Below are 17,760 nucleotides of genomic sequence, written 5' to 3' on the forward strand. Positions count from 1 at the left end.
ATTAAGGAGTAACGCATGACGAAGTCTCTCTTTCGCCAATCGTTTTTAACTGACACGTTAGATGTTCATATTGATGTTGCACCAGCGGAGCAGGTGCTTTCTAACGGTGTAAAACTTAAACTCTATCAGCGTGGTGTATTAGAAGTAATCCCTGCGAATTATACTCAGGATACGAAGAACATCATCATCTCTTGTGGGGTTCACGGAGATGAAACCGCACCGATGGAGCTGGTGGATTCCATTATTCAAGACATAGAATCTGGGTTCCAGACGGTCGATACCCGTTGTCTGTTCATTATCGCTCACCCAGAATCCACTCTGGCGCACACGCGATTCCTCGAAGAAAATCTCAACCGTCTGTTTGACGAAAAAGAACACAAACAGACAAAAGAGCTTGTTATCGCCGATACGCTTAAGCTGCTTGTTCGAGATTTTTATCAGGATACCGACCCGACAACACGCTGGCACCTTGATTTACACTGCGCGATTAGAGGCTCGAAGCACTATACGTTTGCAGTAAGTCCTAAGACTCGTCATCCTGTGCGCAGCAAGGCATTGATCGATTTCTTGGACAGTGCACACATTGAAGCAGTGCTCCTGTCAAACTCACCATCGAGCACGTTTAGCTGGTACAGTGCCGAGAATTTTGGTGCGCAGGCTCTCACAATGGAGCTTGGCCGTGTGGCTCGTATCGGTGAAAATGACCTCGATAAACTGACCGCGTTTGATTTGTCTTTACGTAATTTGATTGCGGAAACGAAGCCAGAACACTTACCAAAACCATGCATTAAGTATCGCGTAAGTCGCACAATCGTTCGTTTGAACGAAGACTTTGACTTTATGTTCGACGACAATGTTGAAAACTTCACCTCATTTGTTCACGGCGAAGTGTTTGGTCATGATGGCGACAAACCATTAATGGCGAAGAATGAAAACGAAGCGATTGTCTTCCCGAACCGCCACGTCGCAATAGGTCAACGTGCAGCTCTGATGGTTTGTGAAGTGAAAACCCGTTTTGAAGAGGGTGAGTTGGTTTACGATTAATCCAACATTGCTTTGAGAAGTTAATTGCAATTTACCGAGGCTTAACTGTAAGGTTAAGCCTCGTTTGTTTTTATCGGCCGCTATGGATTTTCAACAACTTATCCTGAACAAGGAACGACGCTGGCAACGTAACCTGATGGTTATGTCGATCGTGCTCGCTGTACTCTCTGCCATTCACTTGATGGTCGGAGAAATTTTCCTTTCTCCTTTTCAATCCTTATCTGCATTTGAACAGAAGTTATTGGTGGACTTGCGTTTACCGAGGTTAGTGTCTGCGGCAATTATTGGTGCTGCGTTAGCGGTATCTGGCGCGACGTTACAAGTGTTGCTTGGGAACGTGTTGGCTGAACCTGGCGTGCTTGGTATCTCTGGTGGCGCAAGCTTAGCAATGGTCTTAATCATGTTCGCGTCACCTGTTCTTCCTACCCCGATTGTTTTTATGTTGGCAGCGATTGCTGGCTCGATGGTATTCACGTTTGTTTTGGTGGCGATAGCAAGGGCAATGCACCTGACGACGGCTCGATTGCTTTTGGTTGGGGTCGCATTGGGTATTTTATCGAGCGCGATTGTGACGTGGGCATTTTACTTTAGTGATGATCTCAGTTTACGCCAACTGATGTATTGGTTAATGGGCAGTATTGGCGGTGCAAGTTGGTATCAACATACCGTTACTTTGGTGATGTTACCGGTGCTTATCTGGTTATGTTGTAAAGGCAAGTCGCTTGATAAATTGATGCTGGGTGAGATTCATGCGACCCAATTGGGTGTCGATGTGCATCAAATGCGTTGGAAATTGATCCTCGCCATTTCTGTTTTGGTGGGTAGCTCAGTCGCTTTGGGTGGCATCATCAGTTTTGTTGGTTTGGTGGTGCCGCACTTGTTGCGTTTGGCTTTTGGTACTGAAAACCGTTATTTATTGCCACTTTCTGCAATATCTGGTGCTGCGTTGCTTGTATTTGCTGACATCGGCGCAAGACTGTTATTGGACTCCGCAGAGTTACCTTTAGGTGTCATGACAACATCGATTGGCGCACCTATTTTCATCTGGATGCTGGTGAAGAGTCATGATGCACGTTAAACATATGTCGGTTGGTAGTCGATTATTGCCTCTTTCTTTTGAATGCAAAGCTGGCGAAATCGTACATATCGTTGGGCCTAATGGTTCCGGTAAGAGTACTTTATTGGCTGCGATTTCTGGTACGTTAAGTCACCGAGACGGTATGAGTGGTGAAGTGTACGTTGGCAACAAAAACTTGCTTACTTTACCGTTGTCAGAGCAAGCTCATGTTCGAGGTTATTTGTGTCAGCAATCGCGCCCAGCGTTTAATGTTGATGTGTTTCAGTATCTCGCTTTATCTCTGCCAAGTGGTGCTGAGATTGCGGATATCAAAGTGCGTGATGCTGTCAATATGGTGGTGGAGCTGGTACAACTGCAAGATAAGCTTCATCGCAGTATTCAAACATTATCCGGTGGTGAGTGGCAGCGTGTCCGATTAGCAGGTGTATGTTTGCAGGTGTGGCGTACCATTAATCCTTTTTCGCAGTTTTTAATTTTGGATGAGCCAGCAGCACCGTTAGATATTGCGCAAGAGGGTCTGCTCTATCAATTGATTAACGCTATGGCGGCGCAGGGAATTGGAGTATTGGTTGCTAATCACGATCTCAATCGAACATTAAAGCACGCAGATAAAGTATTGCTGCTTAACAACGGTGTGCTGCACTCATCAGGAAGTGCCGATACTGTGCTAACGGAAGAAGCTCTCGGGGAAGTGTTCAATACTCAAGTCAAAAAGGTCATCGTAGATGAGCAACCTTATTTAATCTTTGATTAATGTTTAGGGACAATAAAAAACGACCTACTTGAGGTCGTTTTTTTTTAATCGAGATAGCCAAACTCAACGCTTATTGAGTTAACGGTTTTAGATCTGCAGGGCGGTAGTAAACAGATTTGAGTACTTTGCCTTTACGAATGGTTTTACCTTCCGATACGAAATCTTCGGCGCATTTCGCGATGATGTACTCACCTTTCTGCACCGCCATCAACTTGATACCTTGTTCCGCGTAGAATGCTTCTGTTTCTGAGTACTCTTGCTCGTTACGGCATACTTTGCTCATGTTGCTTGAATGTACTTCATCCCAGCAAGGAATAAATTCGATACCACGGTTTACCGCAACGTTTAATAGAAGATCAATTAAGTAGCTGATCGCCAGGTTGTCTTCTATTTTGCTGTGGCCAAGATGAACGAGACGGCCCATTAATACATACACGCTGTCTACGATGGCATCTGCTTGCTCAGTTTTACAATCTGCTTCTGCTAGCTCTGTTAGCTCTTCGATCGCCAAAGAGGTGTGTAGTGTGTCTGCTTGCGTATCAAGGCTTGCAGCGTCTGCGACTGGTAAGTCGAACGTACTACGGAACTCGGTGATATCACGGTATAAGTGATCAAAAATCTCTTGGGTTAGCTTTGACAGTTGCATTCTAATTTCCATTGAATCGATTGAAGCGGCAATGATACCAAACCGCACTTTGAACCCCAAGGGCATTGCATCTAACTGGTGATAAATCTGCCTTTGGGAATGGTGGTGCTTAACGAAATAGGTAAGGGAACAGCTTTTTACGTTCTTCCTCTGAAAGGGCGGAAACACGAGCGATGTTCGTATCGGGAATGGATTCAGGATCAGGATAGTGTTTTAGTACCTTTTCCATACTCTCTTCGCGAATCAAATGGAAGATCGGGTAAGGAGAACGATTGGTTAGGTTTTCGTCGTCTTCAGGCCTTGCGCCGCCAAAACAGTAATCAGGATGGAAAGTCGCTACTTGGAAAATACCTTCCCAGTTTTGCTGCTTAATTAATCCTTCAACCCAATCTATGCAAAAGTTGTAGTCCCAGAAATCTTGTAGCATGTTGGGAACCACAACCAACGTGGTCTCAAGTTGTTCGGATTCTGTGTTACTCAGCTCAATCAGCTGCAATAAAATATCTTCAAGAAGCGCTTCTTCTAGAGTCGCTTCACTAACAAAGATTTTGATTTGTTTATTACGTTGCGGCTTGGCAGCAAACGGACAAAGGTTGAGACCGATTACTACATCGTTGAGCCATTGATCGACCTGTTGAGTGATCGCTTCGATATCTGTGTTTTGTGTTGAACGCGTTGACATACGACTTTCTGGTTTTTATTAAAGTAGCGCAAGCATAGCAGAGTTGGTTATCCAAGTAACCAGAGAGGTATTACGCAAGTGAGCGTACCTTAGCTACTCTTTAAACTCGCAGTGTCAGGTGTTTGGTCAGTATGCTTTCTTTCGGCAATGTGTTTCAAATACGCAATTGCAGCAAACATTGCTAGGTAGACGGTGCTTCCCCCCATAAGAACACTCGACCAACCTCCATGCTGCCAACAATAAAGAAGTAAGAATCCTCCTAAGCTACCGCCTACATAGTAGTGTACTAAGTAGAGCGCTGTCGCGGTGGCTTTGGCGTGAGTGGTATTCTGACCGACCCAACCGTAGGCGAGGGTATGAGTAAAGAAGGCACCAAAACTTATCAGCAACAACCCAACTAGCATTGCAGTCAAGCTTTCAACCGCAGCAATCCACATCCCCGTCATGCTCACTATCGCGCCTAAGAACATACCGAGGATTGATGAATAACGTTTACTCCAGTGGCCTGCGCAACGAGAGGAGAAAGTCCCTCCCAAGTAACAAATAAAGATCAGTGAGGCCAACCCGACAGGCACATTGTGAGGTTCATTCACCAGACGGAAACCCATGACGGAATAAAGGTTGACGAACAAAGCAAAGTTGAGTCCTCCTATCAGCATCGCGAACCACACGCGTTGGTTTTTAAAATGACCAATAAGCGCACGATTTTGATGGCGCAAGCTGCTTGATGACGGGGTGAAGTTGCGCTGTGTTGGCAATAAATAGTGAACGCCAATGACACCAAGAAGAGTGAACACCATCATAACTTCAATGGCGACATCAACACTGAAATTGTCCGCCAATAAGCCGCCGCTAATACGCCCTGCAATGCCGCCTAATGAGTTAGCCGCAATGTACGTTCCAATTGCCATCGAGAAGGCGTGCTTGTCGAGTTCTTCTGCCATGTAAGCCACGGCGACCGCAGCAAAAGCGGCGAGCGCGACACCGATCAGTGCTCGACATACCACCAAAAACAGAAATGAGTCACCAAATAGCATCAAAGCGGAAAGGGTAGGAATCGAAAACAGACCAGCCATCATGACTGGCTTTCTTCCCACTGATTCTGACAACACAGCCATTGGAACGAGGCTAAAAGAGAGAGCGAGTGTTGAGGCCGCAAATAACCAGTTCACTTGCGTTTCTGAGATCGTGAAAATTTGAGCAAAAGTGGGCAGCATTGGCTGTAGTAGGTATAAATTTGAAAAAACCAAGAAGGAACCAAGCGCTAGCGAGAGCGTAATGCGTTTGTATTCCGGTGTGCCAAAACTGACCATGAATCCTGCCTAATGTGAGCAAATGGAGAGACTGTGATCAATCTATCAGTTCGTTATAAATTAAAAAAATATATTAAAAATATGGACACCATATATTTATGATCTAATGGAATCGAAACAACTTAAACATTTTCTGGCGGTCGCTGAACATGGAAATATTACCCATGCGGCGAAAGCCCTGCATATTGCCCAGCCCGCATTAAGCATTTCTATCAAAAAGTTTGAGCAGTCTTTGGGCGTTACACTATTTCGCCGTGATGATAAAAAAATCAGCTTAACGAAAGAGGGCGAAACGCTACTTATACATGCCAAGCGGGTGATTCAACAGTTGCACGACGCGCAGCTCGCGATTGATGAGTTGAAAGGCTTAGCGAAAGGCGAAGTAAGGCTCGGGACGCCATCAATGATGGGCAGTTATTTCTTTCCACGAATTGTGATGGCGTTTAAAAGCCAGTTCCCGGAGTTAAAATTGACCTTGGTCGAAGCTGGGACTCAATCGATTCGTCGTATGCTGCTCAATGGTCAACTCGATATCGGTGTGATCAGTTGTGATAACGTGCCTGATGACCTAGAAACTGACCATTTGTTTACTAGCCAAATGGTCGCAGTTGTTTCACCTGAGCATGAGTTAGCCCAGCGACACGCTCTTACTTTTGATGAGTTCTTTGAACACGATTTGGTTATGTTTCAGCATGGCTATTTTCACCGCGAATTTTTGGATCTGGTGAGTGAGGAGCATGGGTTTACCATGAAGTCATCATTCGAGACCAACTTACTGCCTTTGATTTTGAGTATTGTGAAACAAGAGTTTGCGATTACCGCGTTACTGGAATTGGTGACTCAACATGAGTCGGGCGTTGTTGGCTTACCGTTTGAACCACCAGTTACGCTGGATCTGGCACTTGCTTGGCGCAAGCAGGGGTATTTATCAATAGCAGATCGAACGTTTATCGACTTTATCAAGCGCTACGTTTAAACGCAGCGCAGATTCATCGTCCGAGCACTAGTCGCCTTTGTACATCTTCTCGAAGTTCTTTGGGTTCCAGCCAATCATTACCCGATCACCAATTTTTAAAACTGGCACTGAACGAGCACCAAGCGCATCAAGTTCTTTGCGACCGCGTTGCATCTTAGCATTGCACAAACGATAGTTAATATTTTTCGAATCCAGATAACGTTGAGCATCTTTGCAGTGAGGGCATTTGTCTTTGACGTAAAGGACGACACGTTTCATTGAGTTTCTCTCCATTATCATTGGGAGGCGAAGTTTAACGGCCTTTCACCATAAATGAAAGGCGAAAGCTAAGGTGAAACTGTCCTTTATCTCAGGTATATTGAGCGCCTTTATTTTGTCATAACAGACGTTAACTCTATGCATCCGTCACTTCGATACATTCAAGGCTACCCACAAAACATCGTAGAGCAGGTGAGCTCATTGATAGCGAGTGGCAAGTTTGTTCCTTGGTTCGAAAAGCGTTATCCCGATAGGCACCAAATCAAAAGCGAAAGGGCGCTCTATGAGTACGCCATGGCAATCAAAAATCGCTACATGAAGAAAGCCGCGCCAATCAGTAAAGTTGTCTACGATAAGAAAATTCACGCGGTAAACAATGCGCTTGGTTTGCACAGTGTAATCAGTAGAAACCATGGTGGTAAGCTTAAGTCGAAAAACGAGATTCGCATTGCCAATGTATTTAAAGATGCGCCCGAGCCACTATTAAGAATGCTGGTGGTACATGAGTTGGCACATACTCGTGAGAAAAACCACGACAAGGCGTTCTATCAGTTATGTTGCTGCATGGAGCCTGAGTATCACCAACTCGAATTTGATGCTCGTTTGTTTATGATTTACCTCGATTTAAAAGCGAATTTGAATGAAGAACAATAATCACAACGCGAAGCAAGCAAAGCCAAAGGCTTCAAAGGCGGCTCAGAATACAGACGCGAATAAAGCCAAGCCGAAGCGTGTTAAAGACAAAGTTGCGCGCAAATCCTCGCAGCCTGCAGGAAAGAGCGAAGTCGAGTTCATAAAAATAGCGAAGAATGGTTTGCATGAGCGTAATGTTCATCGAGGTCGTTACGATTTTAAAAAACTCGTGGAAAGTGAACCACAGTTAAAGCCATTCGTTATCAAAAATCCGAAAGGGGAAGACTCCATAAACTTCTCTGATCCTAATGCTGTTAAAATGCTCAATAAAGCATTGCTTGCTGCGTATTATGGTATCGAGTTCTGGGACATTCCCGACACCTACCTTTGCCCACCGATTCCGGGCCGCGCTGATTACATTCACCGAGTGGCAGAACTACTTGATGGTGAAGTAAAAGGTCAGTACGCGCACCAAAAAGTGAAAGCGTTGGACATTGGCGTGGGAGCAAACTGTATTTATCCGATTGTTGGTGTAACAAAATACGGTTGGCACTATACGGGCAGCGATGTCGATCCAAAATCCATCCAATCGGCTCAAACGATCGTAGAGCACAATCGTGTTTTGACGGGAAAAATTGCATTAATACAGCAACACAATGATGCCAATATTTATCGAGGTATCATTCAACCGAATGATCGTTATGATGTGACGACATGTAATCCGCCATTCCACCGTTCGGCGGAAGATGCCGCTATGGGCAGCCAGCGTAAAATCGATAATCTAAAAGCAAACCAGCGTAAGAAAGGGCTAAAATCTCAAACCGCACAAGTAAAGACAAGTAAGCCGGCGTTGAATTTTGGCGGTCAAAACGCTGAATTGTGGTGTGAAGGCGGAGAAGCGGCGTTTATCCGAAAAATGGCGAATGAAAGCCAAGCTTTTGCTGCGCAGGTCTTGTGGTTTACAACACTTATATCCAAAAAAGACAACGTTCGCCCGATGCGCAAGCAGCTTGAAAAATTGGGTGTGAAAGCCATTCGTGTGGTTGAAATGAGTCAAGGACAGAAAGTGAGCCGCTTTGTAGCTTGGTCATACATGGATAAACAACAGCGTAAAGCATGGATTGAATTAAAGTAACATTGACCGTTTCACACTGAACAATAAAGTAGGAAGCCCGCTGATATCAGCGGGCTTCTATTTTGGGAGATCTAAAACTTAATGTTGGGCTCACAATCTAGTGAACTGAGAGAGACAAAAGTATCTGTTTTGGCATAGTACAAGCCACAGGTTTCACCTCTTATCTGCAACGTATATTGGTCTGGAAGATCCGTATAGCTGCCATCCAACAGTTGATTGTTGTTCCCTTTTACTCGTCCTTTTTCAATCAACAAATGCGGTGAGGATTCAAATACGTTATTTGCGATTCTAGGTGCTGGTGTCCCTTGGATTTCTGCGATCGCGTTTTGAATCTCTATGACTGTTTCCGGAGAGTTCTTTTTACTCAATGCTTCAACGGGTTCTTGTGACATAGCTTGGCATCCAATCAAAGAAATCGAAGTGCCTAAGAAAAGCGCAACCCGAATCAGCATTCGTAAAAAGTTAGTTGATCTCAACATGAATTGCCTCTGTTCGTAGCGGAGAGCGAAGATCGCTTAACTCCGGAGATGAAATGTTACGCGGCATGGCGTTGAAACTTGAAGGGGATACTGGCGGACAGGTTCCTGTTTCCATGTAGTTTAGTGCCGCAGAAAGCATACCTTCAGATGGATCGCCTAATGGTTTTGTTAGGTCATCATTGACCCAGCAACCTTCCACTCTATTGTTTAAGCCTAGCTCGGTATTGATTTGGCTCTTTGGAGTAGGAATAAAACCATCAGCGAAGTCGCCAAATTTTTTCTCGTTCGCCGACTTGAACTGAATAGTGTAGTACATAGTGCCGCAGTTTTGTTCTGGTGAGAACCCATACGGTTTACCTGTGGTTGTTGAGCCTATTTGGATAACCTCCACATCAATGCCGCGCAAAGCGTTGATTAGCAGTTCACTTGAGGAAGCCGTGCCTCCTGAAGTCAGCACATATACGCGCTTTTTGTTCAGTGTCGGAAGCACTTGATCCGAATATTTCTGTGCTGCCCAGTCTATTGCTAGATTCGTAAAGCGATAGATGTTATCCCCATCTTTAATGGTACGCATCACTTTGTCATTATGAATCAACTCACTGAAGACTCGGTTCTGACCAGCACCGCTTAGCATGTAGCCTACTTGCGAGGACTGAAGGACTAAACCACCGCCGTTGTAACGTAAATCAACGACGATCTCGTCAACATTCTCTGCTGAGAGCGTACTGAACGCCTCAATAAGCGGGGCTTGAGCGCTTGGTTCAAAGGAGTTGTATTGCAGATAGCCGATCCGCATACCATTGTGTGTAATCACTTTGGCATTTTTAACTGGAGAGGTCATGACATCAGAGGCGGTAAGCGTCACGGTTTTCTCTAGACCGTCAACACTCTCAAATGTGAAGGTGTAATCTTGATTGATGTCAGGGTTAAAGAGCGTTTTATTAATAAAATCAATGTCGGACTGACTACCGGTGTTAACCACATCAATATTATTGATTTTCAGAAGCTTATCACCACGAGCAATGCCGCTTCTATCAGCTGGCGAGGCTTCTTCAGTGTAGGAAATACGAACGTCTCGAGGTTGTACGCCACGTAGGAATGCCCAGTTAAAACCAAATCCAGCAACTAAACCGGATTGCGATGATTTCATATCATCCTCATAAGGGACGGTAAAATGGAAGCGATCTTTTGGTTTACCCGTCGCGGTAGTAGCAGAGGTGACCAGCGTATTGAAGTAATCAGTAACAGTTTTGTAGTTTGCTGGATTATTATCAGGAACCTCGTCATACCATAGATACGTTTCGTTAGTAAAAGCTCTTAAAAAGAGTTTTTCGTGTAATGCAGAGCCCAATTTATCTGGATAGGCGGCATAGTTGTCATATGGGTCCAGTCCGACGCGGGGCGTTTCACATTGGTTGATAAACGTTTTCGACGGTTGGCTAAAATCATGAACTTTCCACGTTGGACCGTTTGCACTGCTAGTGGACGGAGTAGGTGATGAGCTATCACCGCCACCACCGCCACAGCCTTGTAATAATGCGAGAGTGACTGCCGTTGCTAAAGAATACTTAAATTTCACTTTTCTATGTCCTTATAAATAATAGAATTATAATTATGTGTTTTGCTTTTGTTTTTATTAGCTAGGTGAATGTATTAATTTAATTTGTTCGTCTGCAAATTTATAGTTAAATAGTGTGAGGTAAATAACGTAAAAAAGTTGTCTTTTATACTTAAGCTAAATTAGTCATTACTTAAGTTTTCTGTCTATTTCAAAAGAGCTAACAAGACAATTAATAAGTGTGAAATTAAGACAAGTTCTTAGTTGACTAAGCGACGCTTGCTAAATAAAAAATCAGAATTAGATTCAGGAAACGCTTTGAATCAATAGTTTGGTAGGGATATATGATGTTATCTCGGGGGTGTTTGATTTATTTATCTGATGCTTTAACTTAATTTAGTGAGTTGAGCGACGTGCTTTAATAAGCTTCCGTCAATGTTAGGTAAATCATCAGCGAAAAATATCTGAGCACCGGGAGTGCAGCGCATTAATATATTTGTTAGTTCACCTTCATTGTTGGAAGTGTTAACTGCGTTAAGTTTCGCTAATTTATTACAAAGCTCGTCCTCTATTTGCACTTTCTGCTCTTCGGTGAGCCTAATGCGACCTATACATACGCCTGGGTTGATATCATGAGAAAGCGAATCTTGTTGAAATCGCTCTTTGAATAAGGTGTCTAATGCCGTACCTTCTTCCATAATAAATCGACGACCAGAACGGTAAAACAAGCCGTCTCCGAAGTTTTCGACATATCCTAGAATTTCCGCGATACGCAAATAGAATCGTAAGCTTGTATCAGAAAGTCCGTAAGTTTGGGCTATCTCTTGCGGTTTAATATCACGAGAAGTCAGCATATAAATAAAATCAAGTAAATAAGGATGCTCAACGAAAAGGGCGCTCTCTTCATCTGTTAGCATTTGCTCGTTTTGGTGCTGAAGCTCGTTGGCTAAGGTTGCGAGTTCGATGAGATCGGTATTCAGGTAGTTCAGATAAATAAGTACTTTATCCAAACCTAAAGCTGGATTATGTAGGTGGCGTTTAATACTAGATAAAGGGATGCCACTTTTCTCTGACAAGGAATTGTAGCAAAGCCCTTCTTCTTTAATCTTTTGTCGTAGCGCTGCAAGTAAAAACTTTGGTCCAACATTCATCCTTGAATATCACCTTATTCGTTATTCCGTTTACTGGCTGATATTTTGCCTTTCAAGCAGCAGGTTTCGAATCGCTGTGCCTGCTTCTAGAATGTGCTTTTTCAGTAGGTACTTGGCGCCTTCGATATCGCGATTTTGGCACATTTCAAACAAGCTTAAGTGCTCTTCTTCTGCCTTTTTAATGCCTGTAGTAAACAATAGCTGCATGCGTATGTATCGGTCACACTTTGTGTTCAGGTTGTAAATGACGTCCATAGTTTCAGGCATGTTGGCTGGCGCATATAGGGCTTTGTGGAACTCGTAGTTGTAGTTGCTCCATTCTTCTACTTCGTCGCCACTGTTCACTACTGACTCGAAACGTTCGCGAACTTCGCGCGCGCGTTCAAGGTCAGCGTCTGTCATATTTTGAATCGCGCGCTCTAAAATGTGGCATTCCACGACAGCGCGCAGTTCAAATAGCTCATTGATTTTCTCTGGAGATAGCTCAGTGACCGTCGCACCTTTGTGAGGTTCAAAGCTAACGAGTCCTTGTGCTTCCAATTGAACTAACGCTTCACGCACAGGAATTCGGCTAACATTAAACTCTTTTGCTAACGCATCTTGACGTAAAGGTTGACCAGTTTTTAACTCGCCCTTCAAGATCTGAGTTCGAATTGCTTCCTCAACGAGCTGAGTACGCGTTTTAAAAACAGGTTTCTGTGACATTGAAGTCTCCCGTGAAATTAATATTGTATCCAATCCATTTTACTTTAGTAGTTTATTGTTTTTCTGGCACAAACCAACTAGGAAAGAAGGTTTTGAGAAGTAGAGTGAAATAAAAGGCATCAGTTGATGCCTTTTTGAGCCATTTGGTGATTTTATTGGGACACACTGCCATCTATGGCGCGTTGAATACCCAGTGGGTTCGACGCTTTTAATGAATCCGGCAATAAAGATTCTGGTAAAGCTTGATAAGCGACGGGACGCAACCAACGATGAATAGCCTCTGCCCCGACAGATGTTGAGGCAGAATTGGTTGAAGCCGGATAGGGTCCACCATGAACCATAGCGTAACCAACCTCGACGCCAGTTGGCCAACCGTTGAATACAAGGCGTCCGGCGATTTCTTCCAAACTTGGAAGCAGTTGCTTGGCTTGTTCTTCGTCTTCAGCGGTAGCGTGAAGGGTTGCGGTGAGCGAGCCAGTCAGTGAATCACTCAGTTTCAACATGTCATCGAAATCTTCACAGATTACGATCAACGATTGAGGACCGAATATTTCTTCTTCCCATTGCGGGTTTTTACGCCAGTTTTTACTGTCCGTCACGAACAGTGCTGGTGCGACATTGGTCACTTCTGCTTGTTCAGAACGAGTTACGTTAATGCCTGTTTCGGAAGCTCGCTTATCCACTTCGGATTCATACGTTTCTCGGATTCCTTGCGTTAGCAAAGTGGCCGTTGATTGTTGTCGAATTAACCCTTGAGCGATTTCGATAAAGGCTTGCGTTTCTGGGCTATTCAAGACAAATACAACGCCTGGTTTTGTACAAAATTGTCCACAGCCCAAAGTCATAGAAGCCACAAACTCTTCAGCCAATGAGGCGTTTGCTCGTATGGCTGAAGGGAGAATAAATGTTGGATTAATCGCCCCTAGTTCACCATAGAAGGGGATTGGCTCTGGTCTTTGCTGAGCTAGATTGAACAGCGCACGGCCACCACCGACGGAACCTGTAAACCCAACCCCTTTAATTTTTGGATGGGTAACGAGTGCTTGGCCAAGTGCGCGTTTGTTGCCTTGCAATAGCGTGAAGATGGCTTGCGGTAAGCACTCTTTCTCAAGTGCAGCCTCAATACACTCTGCAACAAGTTGACTGGTGCCAGGGTGGGCGGTATGGCCTTTTACAATCACAGGACAGCCAGCTGCCAGTGCCGAAGCCGTATCACCACCTGCCGTAGAAAATGCGAGCGGAAAATTAGACGCACCAAACACGGCGACAGGGCCAATTGCGATTTGCTGACGACGAATATCTGGTTTTGGCAGTGGTTGGCGGTCTGGGTTTGGCGTATCGAAGATTGCTTGATAGTGATTACCCGAGCTCACAACCTCGGCAAATAGTCGTAATTGGTTGGCGGTACGTCCTATTTCACCGCTTAAACGTGCTTCGGGAAGGGCAGTTTCTAAATGAGCACGAGCAACGATTTCTTCACTCTTCTTTTCCAATTCAGAGGCGATAGAGCAAAGTAAGCTCGCTCGCTTTGCATTGCTTAGTTGGCGAAACTCACGCGCAACGCTTTGGGCGGCTGAGGCGGCTTGATTAACTTCTTGCTCCCCATGCACCGGAAACTCTGTGGGTAGAGGCTCACCAGTAAAGGCGTTGACTGCGTAAAAAGTGGTTGGTTCTTGTGGGGTCATCATTCTTCCTTACTATCCTTATTACTTCACTTCAAATCCGTACGCATATGGGTCTTCATCGTTTACCCATATCGTGTTGTGACCGTATACTTGTGCCCATCCTTCAATGCTTGGCAAAATAGCGGCTTTGCCATTCACTTCGGTAATGCCTTCTATACGTCCTTGAAATAGGCTGCCGATGATACTTTCGTGAACAAAGTCTTCTCCTTGATTGAGTTTGCCTCTTGCATGCCATTGCGCCATGCGCGCACTTGTTCCCGTACCACATGGCGAGCGATCCAACGCTTTGTCGCCGTAAAACACAGCATTTCGAGCGGTAGCGTTTTCTTGAGTGGGCTCTCCGGTCCATAGCACGTGAGAAACACCGCACACTGTCGGATCTTCTGGATGTACGCACTCAACCGCTCGAGATACCGCTTCGCGAACTTTTGGAGAAAGCATCAAAATTTCATCTGGAGAGTAGTGTTCAAGTCCGGCGTAGTTTTCTTGAGGATCGACGATTACGTAATAGTTTCCGCCATAAGCAACATCGACAGTGAGCTCACCTAAGCCCTCTATGTTCACGGTTACGTCTTGGTGGGCAAGGTAAGCTGGTACGTTAAATATCTTCACCGACGTGACCTTGTCACCTTTTGTTTGGTAGTGCACTTCGATTTGTCCTGCTGGGACATCAAGTATCAAACGACCTTCTTTTTGGGGAGTGATAAGGCGATTTTCGATAGCGGTGGTGACGGTTCCAATGGTGCCGTGGCCACACATTGGTAAGCAGCCACTGGTTTCAATAAACAGAATTGAAGCGTCTGCGTTATCGCTGCAAGGAGGCAAGACAACGGACCCCGACATCATCGAGTGTCCGCGAGGCTCAAACATGAGTGCCTGACGAATCCAATCATAATGCTCAAGAAAGTATTGGCGCTTTTCGCTCATGGTATTGCCTTCGAGTGGAGGCACACCGCCTGCTACCAGCCTAACTGGGTTGCCACAGGTGTGGGCATCAATACAGAAAAAAGTTCCTTGTCTCATTTTTCGCTCCTTGCTGAAAAAATGGTTGAATTAAACAATAGTGATGTTAACGTAATGTAAAATATATTGTATACAATCTACGTTTTCAAGTATGACTCGGAGCATATTTATGTTGGTCAAGGATGAAACAAAAAAGGAAAGGATCGCCGTGATAGGTGCGGGGATTATTGGCTTATCAATTGGATTGAAGTTGCAGCAGCAAGGTTATCAAGTCACGATTTTTGATCCCAATGGCGTGGGGAATGGATGCTCTAAGGGAAATGCAGGCCATATCGCGACTGAGCAAATCTTCCCTCTTGCAACGCCAGCGCTGCTTTCACAATTACCTAAAATGCTGCTAGATCCCAAAAGTCCGGTTTCGATCCGTTGGCAAGATATTCCAAGCACTATCGGGTGGATGATTCGTTTTCTATTACAAACAAAGCCATCAGCCGCGGAGCAGGCAAAAAACGCGATTAAAACTCTTAACGAGCGGTCAGTGGCAAGTTGGCGTGGCATGCTTGATTCAATCGGAAAAGCGCATCTAATAAAAATGAATGGTTCATTGCTCACTTTTGAAAACGAGAAACTGTTTAAAGACTACCAAAGTACGCTTAACTCACTGGCTAAAAACGGTGTGGCGTATCAAGTTTGGACACAAGAGGCGATTCGAGAGAGGATACCTGATCTCAGCCATAAGGTTTTTGTCGGCGTCTTTTTTCCCGATACAGGTCATACGCTAGACCCTTATCAGCTCTGTGTTGAGCTAAGTGAAGCTTTTGAAGTTCTTGGCGGTATGGTTTTACAAAAAGGTGTATCTGCGTTGGCGAAAAATGGCGAGGTGCTGGTTGAGTCTCAAACGTATTCATTTGACCGAATCATTGTTGCCGCTGGTGTACATTCTAAGCCTTTGATACGGCAGCTAACCGGAGTCAAAGTGCCTATTCAAGCCGAGCGTGGTTATCACCTAATGGTGGATGACAAGCGTGATGTATTGCCATTTCCTATTAGCTCTGCCGATAGAAAATTCATCATGACTCCGATGTCTGGTGGGCTACGCTTGGCAGGCACTGTTGAGTATGCCGATGTAGAATCACCACCCAATATGAAACGTTCAGAAATGCTTTTTCAGTTAGGTGATGAGATGTTTGAATCGGGGTTAAATCCACTCAAGCAAGGAGAAAAGTGGATGGGGAATCGGCCTTCAACAGTCGACTCGTTACCGGTTATTGATAGCATTTGGGATGGAAATGTATTACTGGCATTTGGCCACCAACACCTTGGATTAACTCAAGCGGCGATTACGGCAGATCTCCTTTTAGAGCTTATCGAAGGAAAGCCGACATCGATTGATCTTTCACCTTTTTCATTACAACGATTCGCCTGAAAAAATTTAATATTAAATATTGTATAAAATATATTAAATGCTAATGTTAACTTAATTTTAACAAAAATGGTGTCCAACAGCCGTACTCGGATGCCTCCAGAAAAACAACCAAAAGGAGTAAAACATGTCACGAATGACCAAAGCACCATTGGCGCTGTTGATTTCAGGAATGCTGTTGGGGACCTCTGCTTATGCTGAAGACAAATTGACGGTCGTGTCTTGGGGTGGTGCATTCACCAAGAGCCAAGTGGAGGCATATCACAAGCCTTTCATTAAAAAAACAGGTGTCGAGATCGTATCCGAGGATTTCAGCGGCGGATTAGCCGAAATTAAAGCACAGGTGGAAGCGAACAATGTGCGCTGGGATTTGGTTTCTCTCGACAAGCCGGACATTGTTCGTGGTTGTGCCGAAGGGTTATTAGAACCAGTGAACCCAAGTATTTTGCCTCCGGGCGCAGATGGAACACCAGCACAAGAGGATTTTATTGATGGTGCGATTCACGAATGCGCAATCAATACCATCGTAGTGTCCACTGTATTAGCGGTGAACGAAGACGCATTTAAAGGTAAGGCTTTGCCTAGCAAGTTGACCGATCTCTTTGACCTAAAAACTTTTCCAGGTCGACGTGCATTGCAAAAACAGCCTCAGGGTAATCTTGAGTGGGCACTATTGGCTGATGGTGTAAAGCCAGAAGAGGTCTACAGCCTGCTCGAAACCGAAGCGGGGCGTGAGCGTGCTTTTGCTAAGTTGGATACGATCAAATCAGAAGTGCTGTGGTGGACAACAGGTGCCCAGCCACCTCAAATGCTTGCAGATAAAGAAGTGGTGATCGCCTCGGCGTTTAACGGCCGAATCCACAATGCCCGTAAAGATGAAGGTCAACCATTTCGGATTATATGGGACCGTCAAATGGGTTACATGAATGGATGGGCGATACCTAAAGGGAGTGAGAACACAAAGCTTGCATTGGACTTCATTGCTTTTTCTTCAGGAACAAAACCATTAGCTGATCAAGCTAAGTACGTTGCCTATGGGCCTACGCGTAAGTCGTCTTCGGCGGAGGTGAACCCAGACATTTTAGCGAACCTTCCTACCGCACCTCAAAACTTCCAAACCGCCTTCCTGATTAACGATGAATGGTGGTCAGACTACGCTGATGAACTCAATGAAGAGTTCAACACCTGGCTGCTTAACTAGGCGTTAATTTTTGTATGGGGCCGAGTTTTCATCCATAAGCGAGGTTCCGTACTTTTCCTCAACTGTATTTATGTTT

Annotated in this window: 18 protein-coding genes; 8 read left to right on the forward strand and 10 right to left on the reverse strand. The window is 44.8% G+C overall.

Annotated elements, in window-relative coordinates:
• Positions 1–15: 15 nt before the first annotated feature.
• The 3 genes from R7M72_RS11120 to btuD all read left to right on the forward strand — a co-directional run bounded on the left by R7M72_RS11120 (position 16) and on the right by btuD (position 2,876).
• Complete coding sequence (locus tag R7M72_RS11120) at positions 16–1,044, forward strand: succinylglutamate desuccinylase (protein WP_005377878.1); 1,029 nt, start codon at positions 16–18, stop codon at positions 1,042–1,044.
• Positions 1,045–1,126: 82 nt separating this feature from the next.
• Entirely contained in the window at positions 1,127–2,122 is a 996-nt protein-coding gene (gene btuC, locus R7M72_RS11125) for a vitamin B12 ABC transporter permease BtuC (protein WP_042521936.1), read from the forward strand.
• On the forward strand, positions 2,109–2,876 hold the full coding sequence (gene btuD, locus R7M72_RS11130; protein ID WP_017820884.1) for a vitamin B12 ABC transporter ATP-binding protein BtuD: 768 nt from the start codon (positions 2,109–2,111) through the stop codon (positions 2,874–2,876). The genes btuC and btuD overlap by 14 nt, the downstream gene beginning before the upstream one ends.
• Before the next feature lie 70 nt (positions 2,877–2,946).
• Here btuD and R7M72_RS11135 read toward each other — a convergent pair whose 3' ends face one another.
• The 3 genes from R7M72_RS11135 to R7M72_RS11145 form a co-directional block, all read right to left on the reverse strand.
• Positions 2,947–3,522 carry a nucleoside triphosphate pyrophosphohydrolase family protein gene (locus R7M72_RS11135; protein ID WP_025766767.1) on the reverse strand — a complete coding sequence of 192 codons (576 nt, stop codon included), beginning with the start codon at positions 3,520–3,522 and terminating at the stop codon, positions 2,947–2,949.
• A gap of 109 nt (positions 3,523–3,631) precedes the next feature.
• Positions 3,632–4,204, reverse strand: a complete 573-nt coding sequence (locus tag R7M72_RS11140; protein ID WP_318056176.1) for a DUF1415 domain-containing protein — start codon at positions 4,202–4,204, stop codon at positions 3,632–3,634.
• An 89-nt stretch (positions 4,205–4,293) separates the two neighbouring features.
• Positions 4,294–5,517: an MFS transporter gene (locus tag R7M72_RS11145; RefSeq protein ID WP_318056177.1), complete on the reverse strand. Its 1,224-nt coding sequence runs from the start codon at positions 5,515–5,517 to the stop codon at positions 4,294–4,296.
• A gap of 106 nt (positions 5,518–5,623) precedes the next feature.
• On the opposite strand from R7M72_RS11145, the gene R7M72_RS11150 reads away from it, so the two are divergent.
• Positions 5,624–6,493: a LysR family transcriptional regulator gene (locus R7M72_RS11150; RefSeq protein ID WP_318056178.1), complete on the forward strand. Its 870-nt coding sequence runs from the start codon at positions 5,624–5,626 to the stop codon at positions 6,491–6,493.
• Positions 6,494–6,520: 27 nt separating this feature from the next.
• Here R7M72_RS11150 and R7M72_RS11155 read toward each other — a convergent pair whose 3' ends face one another.
• Positions 6,521–6,751 (reverse strand): glutaredoxin family protein, encoded by a 231-nt coding sequence (locus R7M72_RS11155; protein WP_005377871.1) that lies wholly within the window; start codon positions 6,749–6,751, stop codon positions 6,521–6,523.
• 138 nt (positions 6,752–6,889) lie between these two features.
• Between R7M72_RS11155 and R7M72_RS11160 the strand changes: the two genes are divergently transcribed.
• Both R7M72_RS11160 and rlmF read left to right on the forward strand, forming a co-directional pair.
• Positions 6,890–7,405, forward strand: a complete 516-nt coding sequence (locus R7M72_RS11160) for a M48 family metallopeptidase (RefSeq protein WP_047100699.1) — start codon at positions 6,890–6,892, stop codon at positions 7,403–7,405.
• The gene (gene rlmF, locus R7M72_RS11165; RefSeq protein ID WP_213899307.1) at positions 7,392–8,519 is read left to right on the forward strand and encodes a 23S rRNA (adenine(1618)-N(6))-methyltransferase RlmF; all 1,128 of its coding nucleotides are present in this window, start codon (positions 7,392–7,394) and stop codon (positions 8,517–8,519) included. The genes R7M72_RS11160 and rlmF overlap by 14 nt, the downstream gene beginning before the upstream one ends.
• 71 nt (positions 8,520–8,590) lie before the next feature.
• Here rlmF and R7M72_RS11170 read toward each other — a convergent pair whose 3' ends face one another.
• From R7M72_RS11170 to R7M72_RS11195, 6 genes are all read right to left on the reverse strand, one after another.
• On the reverse strand, positions 8,591–8,998 hold the full coding sequence (locus tag R7M72_RS11170; protein WP_411913718.1) for a hypothetical protein: 408 nt from the start codon (positions 8,996–8,998) through the stop codon (positions 8,591–8,593).
• Positions 8,982–10,577: a S41 family peptidase gene (locus R7M72_RS11175; protein WP_172563303.1), complete on the reverse strand. Its 1,596-nt coding sequence runs from the start codon at positions 10,575–10,577 to the stop codon at positions 8,982–8,984. The genes R7M72_RS11170 and R7M72_RS11175 overlap by 17 nt, the downstream gene beginning before the upstream one ends.
• A gap of 365 nt (positions 10,578–10,942) precedes the next feature.
• Entirely contained in the window at positions 10,943–11,707 is a 765-nt protein-coding gene (locus tag R7M72_RS11180) for a hypothetical protein (protein ID WP_005377865.1), read from the reverse strand.
• Between the two features lie 30 nt (positions 11,708–11,737).
• A complete protein-coding gene (locus R7M72_RS11185; protein WP_005377862.1) occupies positions 11,738–12,412 on the reverse strand; it encodes a GntR family transcriptional regulator in 675 nt (224 codons plus the stop codon).
• A 152-nt stretch (positions 12,413–12,564) separates the two neighbouring features.
• Complete coding sequence (locus tag R7M72_RS11190) at positions 12,565–14,097, reverse strand: aldehyde dehydrogenase (NADP(+)) (protein WP_318056179.1); 1,533 nt, start codon at positions 14,095–14,097, stop codon at positions 12,565–12,567.
• A gap of 21 nt (positions 14,098–14,118) precedes the next feature.
• Positions 14,119–15,120, reverse strand: coding sequence for a 4-hydroxyproline epimerase (locus tag R7M72_RS11195; protein WP_318056180.1), 1,002 nt, complete (start codon positions 15,118–15,120; stop codon positions 14,119–14,121).
• Positions 15,121–15,229: 109 nt separating this feature from the next.
• Between R7M72_RS11195 and R7M72_RS11200 the strand changes: the two genes are divergently transcribed.
• Both R7M72_RS11200 and R7M72_RS11205 read left to right on the forward strand, forming a co-directional pair.
• Positions 15,230–16,486 carry an NAD(P)/FAD-dependent oxidoreductase gene (locus tag R7M72_RS11200; RefSeq protein WP_258650613.1) on the forward strand — a complete coding sequence of 419 codons (1,257 nt, stop codon included), beginning with the start codon at positions 15,230–15,232 and terminating at the stop codon, positions 16,484–16,486.
• A 124-nt stretch (positions 16,487–16,610) separates the two neighbouring features.
• Positions 16,611–17,684 (forward strand): polyamine ABC transporter substrate-binding protein, encoded by a 1,074-nt coding sequence (locus R7M72_RS11205; protein WP_054576452.1) that lies wholly within the window; start codon positions 16,611–16,613, stop codon positions 17,682–17,684.
• The last annotated feature ends 76 nt before the right edge of the window (positions 17,685–17,760 follow it).

This window comes from Vibrio sp. YT-18 (assembly GCF_033337345.1).
GTDB classification, from domain to species: Bacteria; Pseudomonadota; Gammaproteobacteria; order Enterobacterales; family Vibrionaceae; genus Vibrio; species Vibrio alginolyticus.